This window comes from Flavobacterium sp. NKUCC04_CG (assembly GCF_019345525.1).
GTDB lineage: Bacteria > Bacteroidota > Bacteroidia > Flavobacteriales > Flavobacteriaceae > Flavobacterium.
The window spans coordinates 42,451-58,991 of sequence record NZ_JAHKRA010000022.1; the positions used below are offsets into that span (position 1 = coordinate 42,451).

Consider the following 16,541-nt stretch of genomic DNA (forward strand, 5'->3'; position numbering starts at 1 on the left):
ATTTATGAAAAAATACCTTAGTTTAGTTTCTGCCTTGTGCCTTGTTTCTGCGCTTCAAGCGCAAGAAAACACAGCCGCTGACGCGCTTAGATACACTCAAAACGACTTCAACGGTACCGCTCGCTTTAAAGCGATGAGCGGTGCCTTTGGCGCTGTGGGTGGTGATTTATCATCCACCAAAATAAACCCTGCAGGAAGTGCTCTTTTTAATTATAATACTGCGGCTTTTTCGTTGTATTCTACCAATAAAAAGAACCGATCCTCTTATATGGGCTCCGAGTCGTCTGACCGTTACAACGGTCTAGACTTTGGGCAGATGGGCGCTGCATTTGTTTTTAACAACTCCAATGCCGAAGGCCTTATGAAAAAATTTGTTATTGGCGTAAACTATGAAAACACCGCCAATTTCAACAACAACATCCATACAAGAGGCATCAATAACAACAGCATAGCCAATTACTTTGTTGACCACGCCAATTACAGCAATAACGGCAACCCTATTCCCATAGAATATTTACAACTTGAAAAAGGCGAAACCATTCCGGGTTTATACCAATATTTAGGTGAGTACGGCATTGGATACCAACAAGCACTTTTAGGATTTCATGGACGTTTATTTGAACAAGACAAAGACGGTACTTATGTTTCTAACGTAGGAGCAGGTCAACTGATTCAAAACAGTCTTATTTCGAGTTCAGGTTTTAATGGAAAATTGAGCGCCAACTTTTCTACCCAAATCGGCGAGCGTTTTTACGTAGGTACCAATCTGAATTTACACTTTACAGATTACACCAAATTAACCACTGTCGAAGAGCGAAGTATCAATTCGAGCAATGAAGGTGTTCAACGAATCGTTTTCCAAAACGAACTATATACTTACGGAAACGGATTCTCTTTTAATATTGGAGCTTTAGCCAAGGTCACCGACAATCTTCGTTTGGGACTGGCTTACGAATCTCCAACATGGTATCGCTTAAACGACGAGCTCGCTCAATTCTTGCGTACAGAAACACTTATTACCAATGAAAACAATAAATTAGAAACCGCTAATTATGTAGTCGATCCAAATACCATCAATATTTATAAAGAACACAAGGTACAGACCCCATCTATTTACACGGGAAGTATCGCTTATATCTTTGGACAACAGGGATTAATCAGTTTTGATTATACCCGTAAGGACTATAGCAAAACCAAATTTAAACCCGAAGATGCCTTCGCATACAACAATGCCGACTTAAAAAACAACCTGTCTTCAACCAACGAATACCGAGTAGGTGCCGAATACCGCATCAAACAATTCAGTATTCGAGGAGGATATCGCTTTGAAGAAAGCCCTTATAAAGACACTAAAGTTATCGGCGATTTAAACAGTTTTTCTGGAGGAATCGGTTATGATTTCGGAGGCTCACGCTTGGATTTGGCCTATGTACACACCAGCAGACCGTATTCTACGAGTTTGATGAGCTCCGGCATGAACGACATGGCGCGTATTAAAACCACAGACAACAATATCGGACTAACATACAGCCTTAACTTTTAATGATTTAAGCATATAGGCATTTAAAAAATCCCTTAACTCAAATTGGAGCTTAAGGGATTTTTTTTTGTATCTTTGCCGATCATTTATTTACTATTCAATAAATACAATTATTATGAAGTATTTTTTCAAATTAGTTGCTATTTCCCTGTCTTTATGGACACTGAGTAGCTCTGCACAAGAAACGGTGCCGATGCAAAACATCAATAACTCAAAAGCTGTTGACGCTCTAGATTCATTTGAAGTATCTCCAGCACGATACACAGCACATAACAAAGGAAAATTTTATATTTTCTGGGGAGGAAACCGAGGCAGTTTTAGTAAGTCGGACATTCATTTCAGAGGAAATGATTACGATTTTACCTTAGAAAATGTAGCGGCAGACGACAAACCCAAAGGTTGGCACATCGACTATATCAATCCTGCGCGAATGACTATTCCACAGACTAATTTGAGAATTGGGTATTTTATTACAGACAAATACAATGTATCCATTGGATTAGACCATATGAAATATGTGATGAGACAAAATCAGGTGGTTGATTATACGGGCTATTACCCCAACAAAGGCGGTTATGATGAACACCCAAGCCATCTAGCGAATAACGAAATTCAATTAACAGAAGACTTTCTTACTTTTGAGCATACCGATGGATTAAATTACATCAATACAGAAATCAGCCGTGTAGATGATATCTCTAAACTATTTAGAATAAACAATACCGACAAAATTCAAATCAACATTACCGAGGGTGTTGGAGGTGGAATTATCTTCCCAAAGACCAATACACAATTATTAAACAAAGAACGCTACGACGAATTTAACGTCGCTGGATTTGGATTGTCTGCTAAAGCAGGACTGAACATCACTTTCTTAAAATACTTCTTTGTACAAGCAGAATTAAAAGGAGGTTATATCAACATGAACAATATAAGAACTACAGATAGCAGAAGCGACAAAGCTTCTCAAGACTTTTTCTTTTTAGAGCGCGTGATTGCTTTTGGAGGTATTTTTAGAATTTAAGTATTATACAAAACATTGAAAAATCAGCCTTTATCACAGTGGATTTAGGCTGATTTTTTTTATAAACAACCATTTATCAATCCTTTTTACATATAGCAAACCCTGTAATTGCGACCTGATTTGTCCGCTTTAAAAATGGAATTTTATAATTTAGTCAAAGCAGCTCGTTTCTAGCTAAAAAAATCGTATTTTTGCACACCAATTTTTAAATCCATGAGAACCAAAACTTTAAAGAAAAATAAGATTAATGTCATCACCTTAGGGTGTTCCAAAAACGTTTACGACAGTGAAGTGTTGATGGGACAGTTGAGAGCGAGTGGTAAAGAAGTCACACACGAAGCCACTCAAGATGAGGGAAACATTATCGTAATCAACACCTGTGGTTTTATCAATAACGCCAAGGCGGAATCGGTAAACACCATTTTGGAATACGTTGAAAAGAAAGAAAAAGGACTTGTGGACAAGATTTTTGTTACTGGCTGTCTTTCTGAACGTTATAAACCGGACTTAGAAGCCGAAATTCCCAATGTGGATCAGTATTTTGGTACCACGGATTTACCGTTGTTACTAAAAGCACTGGGCGCAGATTACAAACATGAATTATTGGGAGAGCGTATGACTACGACTCCTAAGAATTATGCCTATTTAAAAATTGCTGAGGGCTGTGATCGTCCTTGTAGTTTTTGTGCGATTCCGATTATGCGTGGTAAACACGTTTCGCAATCCATTGAAAAATTAGTAAAAGAAGCCGAAGGTTTGGCCAGAGACGGTGTTAAAGAATTAATTCTTATCGCTCAAGATCTGACTTACTACGGATTGGATTTATACAAAAAGAGAAATCTAGCGGAATTACTCGAAAACTTAATTAAGGTTGAGGGTATTGAATGGATTCGTCTTCATTATGCCTTCCCAACTGGGTTTCCAATGGACGTTTTAGATTTGATGAAAAGAGAACCTAAAATTTGTAATTACTTGGATATTCCCTTGCAACACATTTCAGACAATATCTTGAAATCGATGCGTCGTGGAACGACTCAAGCAAAAACGACTCAATTATTAAAAGACTTTAGAACTGCTGTTCCTGGAATGACGATTCGAACTACGTTGATTGTAGGATATCCGGGTGAAACCGAAGAAGATTTCCAAATCCTTAAGGATTGGGTTCAAGAGATGCGTTTTGAGCGTTTGGGCTGTTTTGCCTATTCCCATGAAGAAAACACTCATGCTTATAACTTAGAAGATGATGTTCCTGCAGATGTAAAACAAAATCGCGCTAATGAAATCATGGAAATTCAATCGCAGATTTCTTGGGAATTAAATCAAGAAAAAATCGGAAAAACCTTTAAATGCATCATCGATCGTAAAGAGGGTAACCACTTTGTAGGTCGTTCGGAGTTTGATAGCCCTGATGTAGATAACGAAGTTTTAATCGATGCAACCAAACACTATGTCAAAGTAGGTGAGTTTGTAAACATATACATAGACGAAGCTACGGAGTTCGATTTATACGGCACACCTGCGCTGTAGTCATCAACTAGTAATTCGTACAAAAAACAAAAGGCTGTCTCTAGAGACAGCCTTTTTATATTTCTCCTTTGTTCTTAGCCCCTAGGCTTTCTAATTTCTAAAAAAGACCGCGACTGTTTTTTTTTGCAAAGGCAAACTAGCGACTTATTAAACATCAAAGCCCGTTTATTCAACCAATAAGTTTTTTGAATCGACCAAACGCTGATTCACATATAAACTGACTTTATACAAGCCGCTTTCAAACGATGTCAAATCGATGTTAACGGAAGCATCTCCTATGGCTATCGGATAATTCACCTCGTTTCCGACCACAGCATACATAGGTACTATACTGATATATGCCTGTTGAGCTTGTGTAATGTGGTAATAAATATGTACCGATTCCGAAGCGGGATTGGGCACTATACGCTCTAAATAATTTGGTTTTAACTTGAGTTCTACCTCATCGTAATCTTTAAAGCCATCGGCGGCAATCACTTCCAATTGTATTTTTTGGTTTTGTTCCAAACTCAAACTGTAATTTTTACCGCTATAAACCCATTCTCCATCGGTATTATACCAATTGTAGGTGGCGGGTTCTCCAATATCGCTTGCCTGCAGATGAACCGTTTCTCCCTGATGTACTTCACGATCCAAGCCTGCATCGGCATAAAACGGATTAGGTCGTTTTTTGCGAATGAGATAGCTTTCCCCTCCCAAAAGAAGTTCGTCTTGCATATACTTTTGGGCCACATTAAATAGGTATTCCTCTTCTGCAGGTGGTGCAGAAGCGAATTCGTGGTTGGCGTGCAATTCTTTGGTCAAAAAATTAAAACTCAGATGGACTGTACCGTATTCTTGGGGAGCTAACTTAAGGTTTTCCAAACGGGCGTTCGGTTCTACAAGGAGCAACGTGTTTTCTTGTTTATCTCGTTTAACTCCGGGTCCCTGCATTCCTCCACGTACCCAAGCTCCATATAATTCCGGGCTTAAGGTCGCTCTAATTTCGGCTTTTTTAAGCAATTCGTTTTCCGTTGTTCCGGGCGCCTTAAATTCTAAAAGATAATTTTCAATGCGGTCGTTGGGATTCCCTACTAATACATATACTCCATACGGCTTGTTGTCTTCAACCTCAACTATACTAAGGTTTTTCCAAGCAATATTATTGTTGTTGCGCACATTGGTTATCAAGTCTGCTTTTTCGACAAAAGTCATCGGGTCGTCTTCAGAAAGCACTCTACCCAACAGGCAAAAATGCCACGGATCGTTATTGTTTGGTGTAATCGATTTGTAATCATTCGGATCGGGTACACTCCACGGAAATTTTACTACGGCTGTGGCTCCCGGTTCTAAAATCGGTATAGGCGCAGTTCCTATCACCCCTCCCATAGGGATGTTGTTTATCTGAAAACTACCATCCCAAGAACGCGGAAATGTTAAAGCTGTTGATGCTTTTGCCCAATGCAAACGCAGGGAATCTTTGACCGTAGAGGTTTTGTCGCCGATATTCTTAACCCGCACATAAACATAATTCCTGTTTCTGCGGCGGTATTCCGGATTTTGGTGTTCTGATTGCCCGTCGTCTCTTAGGCGCACCCAGATATCGGGACTTTGGTATAAATCTTCATTCATGGAAAACGAATCGGGTTCCAGACCTGTATCTACTAGGGAATTGCGGATATGAAAATCGGGTTTTAAATATTGTTGCGCTTTTAAAACCGCCTGATACGCATCTACCAATCCATAACCCATTTCGTTGTTCCAGTCGCCGTTGTTTCGACCGGCTGTGGGCGTATAATGATAGGTATGGAAATCCGGGCTCACTTTTTTGGCCGTACTCTCTATGATGTCTCGCAGTTGTTGCCCAGTTAATTCGGGAGCTACGGATAAAACCAAAGCAGCGACTCCGGCGACATGGGGAGCTGCCGCCGAAGTACCCCTAAAATCTAATGAGTAACTATTATTATTTATCGTTGTAGGAATGAGCACACCCGGAGCAACCACATCTAAAGCATCCCCAAAATTACTTCCCCAGTCGATGTCATTATCACAAGAGTTTGGACTTTTTCTTTCTCCGCAAGGGCTCATCGCCCCTACAACCAAGATTCGAGTATTACTGTTTGCGGGATACCTTACACTCCCGTTATTATTACCGGTAGCAAAAACCACAACACAGCCCTTACCATCGCGCCCTAAATTTAAAGCATTGGTTATAGCTTCTTCAAGTGCTACACTTGGTATCCTCTGCGCCCAAGAATTACTCAATACATCCGCACCTCGAATTCTAGCAACGTTGATACCATCTACCATCTTTAAAATTTCCGTGTACCAATCATCATTTGGCAATGCGTAAGCTATACGTATAGGTATTATCTTCGCATCATAAGCAATTCCTGCAATTCCTATTTCATTATGAGTTACTCCAGCAATTATTCCCGCACAACTAGTACCGTGTGAATCATTGGCATTTGATACGCCATCAGTAATTCCAAATACATCATAACCCGGCAATATATTCTGAGCCAAATCACGATGACTAATATCAACCCCATCATCTAAGACGGCTACTTTAATGCCTTGCCCGGTTGATAGACTCCACGCAGGTTGAACATTAATATCGTTTCCTGCAATTCCACCAAACTGTCCAGTATTTTTCAAACCCCATTGCTGATCAAATAATGGATCATTCGTCGTTCGTTCTAAAAAAACGATAAAATTGGGCTCGGCATATTCCACAACTGCTGTTTTATTGAGATTAGAAACTAGATTAAAAAATTGTTGTACTGGCATCACAGGGCATTTCACTAAGTACAAATCCGCTTCCCATGGATTTTTTTCAAAAATTACGCTCAGGTTCCGTTGCTTAAATAAATCAACTATTTGCTCCGGCATTTTTGTTTTTACAATAATTTCGTCTCTAGCTATCAGTTCAGAATCTCCTTCGTAAATCAATACAGGGCTAATCTTATTAAAAAGAAAGGCATTGGTCTCCAAATTAGAAATACTTCCCACAGCTTGACTTTCAGATATTAGAACCGAATCCTCGATCAGATTTTTTATCTTTTTTCCGTTAGAAAATTCAAAATAATACTTATCCTTGGAAACTTCGAATTCAATAAGCCCTATTTTAGATTCATAACTGACCTTTTCTTGCCCAAAAAAATACAAAGACCAAAACAGTATAAGTATCATTGATACATTCTTTTTCATATCGCTTCTATATTATCGAGTTTAATAAAAAAATAAGCATAAATAGCGGGGTAAAAAAAGCCTTGATCTTCGCACAAATTAATATATTGCCCCGAAAACCGTACAGGAATTTCAGTACCCTCGTCTAAAAATGGAAATTTCTTATCGATCAAATCATCATTACAGACAAAGTATCTCGGTACACTGTCTATCCCAAGTATAATCAAATAGGTATGATCTGGCGCTCTATTCGGATTATCAGGATATTGTACCGTTCTAATTAAGATTCCATCAGTGCTTATTTCACCTCTATTCTCACAACCACACCTTCTTTCAACCGGCTGCTGGTTTATTGGATTATCGTCAAAGATTATCGGTATGTTGTCGTTACTGCTGCAGGCAACTCCCACCAGGAATAGCCATGCGAATACTATGAGTTTTTTCATTTTATATGTTTTTAATTTTTTTTACTATGTTTCGTTTTAGGTTAAACTTTAAATCGCATCAAAGACAATAGCAGAAAGAACATCAGTATCATTGATACATTCTTTTTCATATCGCTTCTATATTATCGAGTTTAATGAAATAATAAACATACATAGTAGGATAAACAAAGTATTCATCATCACACAAATCAATATATTGCCCCGAGAACCGCACCGGAATTTCATCACCAAACTCTAAGGATGGAAATTTCTTTTCAATCAAATCATCATTACATACAAAGTATGTTACTACCATTGTACCTCCCCTCCGAATTATAATCGAATATGTATGCTCCGGCACCGTATTCAAACTATCCAACGCAACTCTTATTATAATAGCTTCACTACTAACTTCACCTCTATTCTCACAACCACACCTTCTTTCAACTGGCTGCTGGTTTATTGGATTATCGTCAACGGCTATCTGTATGTTGTCGTTACTGCTGCAGGCAACTCCCACCAGGAATAGTCCTGCCAATACAATTAGTTTTTTCATAATTTTTAAAATTAAATTTTATCTAAAATGTATATCAAATAACTCCATAAAAACGGTGGGTTTGTTAATTTTTGGAACTTTCACTATATGATAAGCCTGTGAAATAACCGTTGCAATTCCATAATACAGGCGATCAATATTTACGACAACTTGGTCGTCGTGTTCCGTTACTACTACTATATCTATAGTAGTATTCCCTCCTCCTATATTATCAACAACGGCTAGTACGGTTTCGGTTTCAAAATCTATTATTGCATTTTCCAAAACATCTACAAAAGGATTGTAATTCATCTCGTTATCAACATAAAGACCTCCATTAGTAAATTCATTTACAAATACTTGCCATGAATGTAAATCATTGATTACTCGATTTTCCCTTCTAATAAGCCTTAAATCATCGGTATCAGTACCTATCAAAATGGTCTCCATCTCCAATTCTCGCGGCTCAAAATAATTTTCTATTTTGTTATCATCACTGCTGCATGCCACTCCCACCAGGAATAGCCATACCAATACTATGAGTTTTTTCATTTTCTATAATTTTAATTTGTAATTTATTTTCTATAAACATTTTTTTAGTGGTTTTAAATTTTACAACTCCTCAAAAACAACGGGTTTTCCGAGTTTTGGGATTTTAACGATGTGATACGGACGTGTTAAAACGGCATTTATCCCTCCTTTTAACACTTGATCTATATTAACCACAACGTTAAGCACGTCTTCTTCTACATGGACAACATCTATACTATACCCTCCATATAATCTTTGCTGATCAAGAACCACGATAACCATTTCTGAATTAAAATCTACAACCCACTCATTTAAAATAGTGGCTTCAAAATCAGGAATAAAACGGTTGAAATCTATTTTAAATAGTTCCCAAGAATCCCTATCTTCCCATACAATAAATGTTCTTTCAGTACTTATATCATAATGACGACAATCATTTCCTTGTAAAATGGTTTCCATTTCGAGTTGTCGCGGCTCAAAAGGTTTTTCGATTTTGTTATCATCACTGCTGCAGGCAACTCCCACCAGGAATAGCCATGCAAATACTATGAGTTTTTTCATTTTATATGTTTTTAATTTTTTTTACTATGTTTCGTTTTTAGGTTAAACTTTAAATCGCATCAAAGACAATAGCGGAAAGAACATCAGTATCATCATTGATACATTCTTTTTCATATCGCTTCTATATTATCGAGTTTAATAAAATAATATATATGTACAGCAGGACTCGTGACAACCTCATCATCACACAAATCTATAAATTGCCCCGAGAACCGCACCGGAATTTCATCACCAAACTCTATGGATGGGAATTTCTTTTCAATTGCGTCATCTTTACATACAAAGTATTTTATTATCATTGTGCTTCCAATCCGAATTATAATCGAATAGGTATGTTCTGGTAGTCTATTCTCAATGTTAGGATAATGAACCGTCCTAATTAAAACTCCTTCTGAAGTTACTACATCTCTATTCTCACAACCACACCTTCTTTCAACCGGCTGCTGGTTTATTGGATTATCGTCAACGGTTATCGGTATGTTGTCGTTACTACTACAGGCCACTCCCACCAGGAATAGTCCTGCCAATACAATTAGTTTTTTCATTTCGTTTCATTTTATGAGTTTGTCTTTTATTTTCTATAAAAAATTTTAGATTTAGAAGTTCACTAAAGCTCTTTCTCGCAAAAAAATCAATTCAACTCCATCTGCTGGCACATCCCAATGGACGATTAAAGTATCTCCCATTACTTTGTATTGATAAAGTTGACTATTTAAAAAGAGGCTATCTCCCTGAATAGTATAAGTGTAATTGCCGGTCTCATTCATCGGGATTTTATAATGATAATCCGACGACTGATGGTTCACTTCTGTATATACCTGATTGTTTTCAGTAAAAATCCATCTGATGTCCCCCACTTCGTAATAATGGTAAGGAGCCAATCCCGGTGAAAACTCTCGCAGGTTCCAAATTTCTTTAAACTTCAAATCTGTCAGATTCGATTCCACCGATTCAAAAACAATCGGTTTTGAGAGCTTGGGGATTTTAACGATATGAAAAGGTTGGTTTTTCCGCAAAGCTTCATTTCCTCTTATTAAACCATCGACCTTTACAATTACATTATGTTCGTGCTCTATAATATGTACCATATCAATACTACTTCCTCCAGGTAGTTTTTCTATATCTGAAACCACCACAATTTCAAATTGTGTAAAATCTAGTACAAAGTGTAAAGGATTGGAGATATATGAACGAATATGGCTGTTATCCAGTAAATCACTCCATTCGCTTTGCTCTCGTATTACACGAAATTCCCTTTCTCCTGAAGTACCAAAATAATCTCCCTGAGCAATCGTTTCCATCTCCACTTCTCGCGGCTCATAAGGTTTTTCTGTTTTACTATCATCACTGTTGCATGCCACTCCCACCAGGAATAGTCCTGCCAATACAATTAATTTTCTCATTTTCTGTTGTTTTAAATTCGTTGCCATACCGTCGCTATACTAAATAGCGGTTGTTGCAACAAACCCCTTTTTAGCAGCGACTAACTGGTTATGATTTTTTATAATTCGAAAAGGAATAGTTTTTTTATCCGTGGTTATGACACCCCCTCCACTCCCTTGAGATCCGATTTTGCAAAGCATAAAAATGCTAGAAGTTTTTGCAAATACACCTTGATTATTAAAGGCATTTATACAACAAAATCTCAACTGTACTTAGAGTTATACGTGAAGTTTATTTATTACCGAAAAGTTGAAGTTTTGTTTCGATATTGTAGGGAAGCGCCTCCTTAATTACTTCCCTAGGATTGTTAAATAACAATCCGCTAAGCTACGTTATATAAGCAGCCGTTTAAAAGTCTGGTATTTTTGATCTTGGCTTCATCAGATTTAGTTTTTAATTACAATTACTAACCGCTAAAATCTCGTTCTCCAATTTTACTCTAAAAAACACATAAAGAACATCAATTCAGCTTTTTATGAGTTAAAAATTAAAAAAATATTTGATAAAAAAAAGAAAAAATACATTTTTAACAAAAAAACAGCCGCGCTTTTGTGCCTTCGATGCGACAGGTTTTTATCAACCTAGGACGAAATGATTAAACCCAATTAAGCCTCCCCTACAACAAGGCGTTTTGATAAAACAAAAAGAGGCTGTCCTTTTGGGACAGCCTCTTGCTCTTGTTATCTTATTACGATTAAAAACTGTATCGCATTCCCACTTGTATTTGGTATGGGTTTCCAGTAGGTACCGGAGTTCCCTTAGTATTAACACGGTAGTTGAATTCTTGTTTGGCCGCATCAAAAGCAGGCTTAGCTGCTTGCCCATTAGCCGCAGGAATCCCCAATGCATATAACGCTTGGCTTCCCAATGTTTCATTGGTTCCCCATTCTTTATTCAATAAGTTCGCAAAATTAAAGATGTCAGCTGAAATTTCGAAATTATGCTTGCCGTATAATTTTATTTTTTTACTGATTCGCAAATCGATTATGCTGTAGAACTTATTAATTCCACCGTTACGCTCAGCCATTTTACCACTGTATTTATTGATATAATCCTTCATACTTTGGCTCACTTCCGGATTATCCATAATCGCTTGTAAACCGTCACGTACATTTTGAGGTACATTCGGATCATTACGGTCAAAGATAAAAGCTAAGTCATTTGATCCCGAAACAAAATCAGCATTGGTATTTCCGCCCGAAAGTAGGCTGTATCGCGTACCTGCAATACCAGAAAAACGGAAACCAACTTGTACTCCATAGAAGGTTGGCAAGGTTCCATAAACCACTACTTTATGTCTAAAGTGATTGTCGGAATAGGTCATGTTCGACAAGTCTCTAGGATCGTCCTTAACCGTTTGTACCAAAGTAGCTGTGTTTGCCACGTTTCCATTATAAGAAGTGTTGTCTTTGGTGCTGTTCCAAGTATAACTAGCCGAGATTTCACCGTCTTTAAAATAATTGTAATTGGCATCGACCACAAAGGCAAATTGATTGATTTTCCCGTCGCTTGTCAATTCCAATACACGCCCCAACTTATCGCTGATACGCCCTTTTTGCCAATCACCAGCACCGTTGGCCGGCATGCTATTTAACGGTACAAATACCCCTCTGTTATCTTCGTTTTTTAAAGTAAAAAAAGGATCATTCACCATATTTCGGTCTAAATAGGTATAGTTATTTCTAGTTAAGGTGGCGTATCCCGCAATACCTATTCGAAACTGACTGTTGAAAAAATGCGTGTAGGATAAATTCGCTTTATACACTACCGGAACTTTCGCATCTTTACCCGTCATGTTAATGGTGACCAATTGGTTTTTCTCTAAACTCGGTGCCGAAACATCACCCGAACGGTATCCTAAAAAATCAGGCGTTGGCACATCGGCTCCCCTTACGTCAACTGTAGCCAAGTGATTACCGTCAAAAGTCAAATTATTAATCAAAGCATAGTTGTTGATGTCCGATCCAAAAATTCCCGCACCAATTCGGATAAAATCCGTTTTGTTTTCATTGATATCCCAATTGAATTGCAAACGCGGTTGAACGATAAACGACTTAAATTTGTTATCGGTACGCAAGCCCAATTCGTCGTACACCAGTTGGTTGAATTCGGCCGTTGGATAATGCGCATAATCCATACGCAGTCCAGCCGTCATATCCATACCCTTACCCACTTTAAATTGCATTTGCCCATAGACACCCACATTCAAAATGTTTCCATTTACCGTTAAATCATCCTTTAAGGGAACCTCTCTATAATAACGGTATGGAATAAACGACTCAAAGTTCTCCATAGCTGTTTTACCTGTTGTCGTATCTTCTCTAAAGTGGAAACGTCCATTTACTTCACTACCATAAACCGACTTGGAACCCGTATTCATCAAATCCACCCCAAAAGTATATTTTATCTTGTCCGTATTGTAATATAGATTATCTACAATCTGAAACACATTATTCCTAAACCCCTCTTGAGCAAAACGATGTCCCCCAATTTGAATATTTGTCGAGCGATTCGACCCATCAATATTAGATACAATATTTTCAACTATAGCTCTTGGTATGTTGTTGGACGGTAAATCATCACCAGGACTACTCTCTTGGTAAACATACAAGTGTTGTACTTTTAATTCGTTGGTCATTTTCGGATTTAAAGTACTTCTTAAGGTAGCTAAGAAACTGTTGTCTTTATTTTTATCATTACCATAAGACTCATAAAGATTAATCGTCGTATTATCTGCTAGTCCCAATGGGTTGTTATCATAGGTAAAGTTATTCCTTACCGTCAATAAGTTGTTTTCATTAATCTGCCAATCCAACCTTAAAAAAGCCGCATCAGAGTTACGCTTTTTATCAAAGGTTCCATATTGAGGTTTATTCGAAACGCCATATTTATTTCGAGCAATAGACACAAATTGGTCTAAAGTGCTTTTGGTAATATTAAATCGGTCTTCATCTGCCGGCGATTGAATATCTGCAATAACCAAGGAACGCGAATCCAATTGATGATCCCAAGCAAAAAAGTAATGTAACTTATCTTTGATAATTGGTCCGCTTAAGGACAGTCCATATTGATAAGTGGAATAATCCGCCGTTCTTTTATTTCCGCGAATATCATACGGACTAGACAACCAATCGGCTCTAGCATAGGTAAAAGCCGACGCAGAAAATTGATTAGTACCCGATTTGGTTACAGCACTTACCGTTCCTCCACCACTTCTACCCAAAGTAACATCATATTGATTGGTAATTACTTTAAACTCTCTAACGGCTTCCATCGATATCGAATAAGGCGCTCCACTTCTACTCGTAGTTGATCCGGCCGAAGTCGGATTCTTTGCAGACATACCATCAATCGTAAAATTCGTTGATGAACCCAATTGCCCTCCTATAGAACCGCCTTTTGACAAAGGAGATAAATCGGTTAAAGTAGCAAAATTCCTACCATTAACAGGTAATCTCTGAATAGAACGCTCCGAAATTGCCGTAGCAGCACCCAAAAATTCTCTTTTGTTTTTTAAACTCGTCCCCTCTATTACTATAGCGTCTAATTCGGTTTCATTCGGGTTAAGATCGATATCCACAAAAGACGAATCTCCCTGATTTAAGGTATAACCCGATTTCTTAACCTCATTGCCTTCTTTATTTAATACCGTTATCACATATGGGCCTCCTAAAGGAAGCTCCTTAAAAAGATATTCTCCATTGTTGTTGGTTTTTGTCCGAGTAGTAAATCCCGTTGATTCATTTTTCAACACCACCTCTATCCCTTGTTGAATGGCATTTTGATCCAACACGATTCCGTAGATAGAGGCCTGAGTTGTCTGAGCAAATACCGCTAAAGACCCCAATAAACACCATCCAAGAACTAGGAGTTGTAATTTTGTTTTCATTTTGTAGTTGTTAAAGTTTTGACAAAACTACTGTCGCAACATTACCACAAGATGCTTTTAAAATGATGAAACGTTTAAATAATATTTAGTACTCCATTTTTACTTAACCCCTATAAACGTGTAAATTACAACATAAACGCAACTAGATAACACCAAAAACAATTGCAGATACTTAACGAAAGTCTAACAAGAACTTAAGCTCTAAAACACATACATTCGCTTCCTTTGCTCTTTATAATCACTAAATTTTATCTTGTTATGCGAATAAAACTTATTTTTACTAGCCTATTGCTTTTTACTATGATTACATCAACTATGCAGGCTCAAAAAATTCTCGTTATCGGCCATCGTGGCGCGAAAGGTCATGTGGCAGAAAACACCTTGGAGTCTATCGATAAAGCTATAGAACTTCAAGTCGATATGATTGAAATCGATGTCTATAAAATAAAAAGTGGTGAACTGATGGTGTTTCACGACGAAACCTTAGACCGAGTTACCAATGGAACAGGCAAAATCGAGGATTTTACTTATGACGAATTAATGAAATTCAAAGTAGAAGGGAAATACAAAATCCCTACTCTTCAAGAAGTGATTAAACGCATAGACCGCAAGGTCGCTTTAAACATCGAACTCAAAGGATCCAATACCGCATTAGAAGCTTATAAGGTTATTGCTGATTTTAAGAAAAAAGGATGGTCCAATGCCGATTTTATTATCTCAAGCTTCCGTTGGAACGAGCTTGAAATCTTTTCGCAACAACCCAATCCAGCGTCTATAGCTGTACTCACCGCGGAAGCTCCGGCTAAAGCCATTGAATTTGGAAAGAAGATTCATGCTACAGCAATCAATCCTTATTATAAGTTTATGTGGACCGATACCGTTAAAGAGATTCACGATGCCGGATTTAAAATATATCCTTGGACAATAAATGAAATATCAGACATCAATAGACTTATCGAATTAGGAGTTGATGGTATTATTACTGATTATCCAGATCGCGTAATACTTAAAAAATAAAAAAATCCACTCCTGGATTTTGACCCGAAAAAACCTCTTTTTTTCGGGTTTTTTTTCTATACATATATAATAATTCTATAATTATTTCATCCCTACGGGATTGGTGGAAACGTTTAATCTTCTATAATTATTTCATCCCTACGGAATTGTGGAAACGTTTAATCTTCTACAATTATTTCATCCCTACGGAATTGTGGAAACGTTTAATCATCGGCAATCAATTCTATAATCATTTCATCCCTACCGGATTGTGGAAAATGTTTAATCTTCTACAATTATTTCATCCCTACGGGATTGTGGAAACGTTTAATCATCGGCAATCAATTCCATAATCACCTCATCCCTAAGGGATTGCGGAAACGTTTAATCTTCTACAATCATTTCATCCCTACGGGATTGTGGAAACGTTTAATCATCGGCAATCAATTCTATAATCATTTCATCCCTACGGGATTAGATTCGTGGAAAATGTTTAAATTTCGATAATCAATTCTATAATTATTTCATCCCTACGAGATTGTGGAAACGTTTAATCATCGGCAATCAATTCTATAATCATTTCATCCCTATGGGATTGTGGAAACGTTTAATCTTCTACAATTATTTCATCCTTACGGGATTGTGGAAAATGTTTAATCTTCTACAATTATTTCATCCCTACGGGATTGTGGAAAATGTTTAATCATCGGCAATCAATTCTATAATCATTTCATCCCTATGGGATTGGATTCGTGGAAAATGTTTAAATTTCGATAATCATTTCTATAATTATTTCATCCCTACGGGATTGTGGAAACGTTTAATCATCGGCAATCAATTCTATAATCATTTCATCCCTACGGGATTAGATTCGTGGAAAATGTTTAAATTTCGATAATCAA

The 16,541-nt window shown here is 37.4% G+C and carries 12 protein-coding genes; 4 read left to right on the forward strand and 8 right to left on the reverse strand.

The genetic code is table 11. The features are described from left to right. Window positions 1–4 precede the first annotated feature (4 nt). The 3 genes from KO524_RS13900 to rimO all read left to right on the forward strand — a co-directional run bounded on the left by KO524_RS13900 (window position 5) and on the right by rimO (window position 4,091). Window positions 5–1,543 carry an OmpP1/FadL family transporter gene (locus tag KO524_RS13900; RefSeq protein WP_219294837.1) on the forward strand — a complete coding sequence of 513 codons (1,539 nt, stop codon included), beginning with the start codon at window positions 5–7 and terminating at the stop codon, window positions 1,541–1,543. Between the two features lie 112 nt (window positions 1,544–1,655). Beyond that, window positions 1,656–2,564 carry a hypothetical protein gene (locus KO524_RS13905; protein WP_219294838.1) on the forward strand — a complete coding sequence of 303 codons (909 nt, stop codon included), beginning with the start codon at window positions 1,656–1,658 and terminating at the stop codon, window positions 2,562–2,564. Between the two features lie 213 nt (window positions 2,565–2,777). Next, entirely contained in the window at window positions 2,778–4,091 is a 1,314-nt protein-coding gene (rimO, locus tag KO524_RS13910; RefSeq protein WP_219294839.1) for a 30S ribosomal protein S12 methylthiotransferase RimO, read from the forward strand. A gap of 165 nt (window positions 4,092–4,256) precedes the next feature. Here the strand turns inward: rimO and KO524_RS13915 are convergent, their stop codons facing one another. The 8 genes from KO524_RS13915 to KO524_RS13950 form a co-directional block, all read right to left on the reverse strand. After that, window positions 4,257–7,280 carry a S8 family serine peptidase gene (locus KO524_RS13915; RefSeq protein ID WP_219294840.1) on the reverse strand — a complete coding sequence of 1,008 codons (3,024 nt, stop codon included), beginning with the start codon at window positions 7,278–7,280 and terminating at the stop codon, window positions 4,257–4,259. After that, a complete protein-coding gene (locus KO524_RS13920) occupies window positions 7,277–7,705 on the reverse strand; it encodes a hypothetical protein (protein WP_219294841.1) in 429 nt (142 codons plus the stop codon). Before KO524_RS13920 ends, KO524_RS13915 begins: the two co-directional genes overlap by 4 nt. Window positions 7,706–7,811: 106 nt before the next feature. Continuing rightward, window positions 7,812–8,240 carry a hypothetical protein gene (locus tag KO524_RS13925; RefSeq protein WP_219294842.1) on the reverse strand — a complete coding sequence of 143 codons (429 nt, stop codon included), beginning with the start codon at window positions 8,238–8,240 and terminating at the stop codon, window positions 7,812–7,814. A gap of 18 nt (window positions 8,241–8,258) precedes the next feature. Next, window positions 8,259–8,771, reverse strand: a complete 513-nt coding sequence (locus KO524_RS13930) for a hypothetical protein (RefSeq protein ID WP_219294843.1) — start codon at window positions 8,769–8,771, stop codon at window positions 8,259–8,261. A 60-nt stretch (window positions 8,772–8,831) separates the two neighbouring features. Next, window positions 8,832–9,311 (reverse strand): protease complex subunit PrcB family protein, encoded by a 480-nt coding sequence (locus KO524_RS13935; RefSeq protein ID WP_219294844.1) that lies wholly within the window; start codon window positions 9,309–9,311, stop codon window positions 8,832–8,834. A gap of 110 nt (window positions 9,312–9,421) precedes the next feature. Then, window positions 9,422–9,856 (reverse strand): hypothetical protein, encoded by a 435-nt coding sequence (locus KO524_RS13940; RefSeq protein ID WP_219294845.1) that lies wholly within the window; start codon window positions 9,854–9,856, stop codon window positions 9,422–9,424. 51 nt (window positions 9,857–9,907) lie between these two features. Then, on the reverse strand, window positions 9,908–10,714 hold the full coding sequence (locus KO524_RS13945) for a hypothetical protein (protein WP_219294846.1): 807 nt from the start codon (window positions 10,712–10,714) through the stop codon (window positions 9,908–9,910). Window positions 10,715–11,448: 734 nt separating this feature from the next. After that, a complete protein-coding gene (locus KO524_RS13950; protein ID WP_219294847.1) occupies window positions 11,449–14,643 on the reverse strand; it encodes a TonB-dependent receptor in 3,195 nt (1,064 codons plus the stop codon). A gap of 300 nt (window positions 14,644–14,943) precedes the next feature. On the opposite strand from KO524_RS13950, the gene KO524_RS13955 reads away from it, so the two are divergent. Next, complete coding sequence (locus KO524_RS13955; protein WP_255555272.1) at window positions 14,944–15,660, forward strand: glycerophosphodiester phosphodiesterase family protein; 717 nt, start codon at window positions 14,944–14,946, stop codon at window positions 15,658–15,660. Window positions 15,661–16,541: the final 881 nt, after the last annotated feature.

Coding starts and splice junctions, on each gene's coding strand:
- KO524_RS13900 (WP_219294837.1), top strand. CDS start 5: ATGAAAAAATACCTTAGTTTAGTTTCTGCCTTGTGCCTTGTTTCTGCG.
- KO524_RS13905 (WP_219294838.1), top strand. CDS start 1,656: ATGAAGTATTTTTTCAAATTAGTTGCTATTTCCCTGTCTTTATGGACA.
- rimO (WP_219294839.1), top strand. CDS start 2,778: ATGAGAACCAAAACTTTAAAGAAAAATAAGATTAATGTCATCACCTTA.
- KO524_RS13915 (WP_219294840.1), bottom strand. CDS start 7,280: ATGAAAAAGAATGTATCAATGATACTTATACTGTTTTGGTCTTTGTAT.
- KO524_RS13920 (WP_219294841.1), bottom strand. CDS start 7,705: ATGAAAAAACTCATAGTATTCGCATGGCTATTCCTGGTGGGAGTTGCC.
- KO524_RS13925 (WP_219294842.1), bottom strand. CDS start 8,240: ATGAAAAAACTAATTGTATTGGCAGGACTATTCCTGGTGGGAGTTGCC.
- KO524_RS13930 (WP_219294843.1), bottom strand. CDS start 8,771: ATGAAAAAACTCATAGTATTGGTATGGCTATTCCTGGTGGGAGTGGCA.
- KO524_RS13935 (WP_219294844.1), bottom strand. CDS start 9,311: ATGAAAAAACTCATAGTATTTGCATGGCTATTCCTGGTGGGAGTTGCC.
- KO524_RS13940 (WP_219294845.1), bottom strand. CDS start 9,856: ATGAAAAAACTAATTGTATTGGCAGGACTATTCCTGGTGGGAGTGGCC.
- KO524_RS13945 (WP_219294846.1), bottom strand. CDS start 10,714: ATGAGAAAATTAATTGTATTGGCAGGACTATTCCTGGTGGGAGTGGCA.
- KO524_RS13950 (WP_219294847.1), bottom strand. CDS start 14,643: ATGAAAACAAAATTACAACTCCTAGTTCTTGGATGGTGTTTATTGGGG.
- KO524_RS13955 (WP_255555272.1), top strand. CDS start 14,944: ATGATTACATCAACTATGCAGGCTCAAAAAATTCTCGTTATCGGCCAT.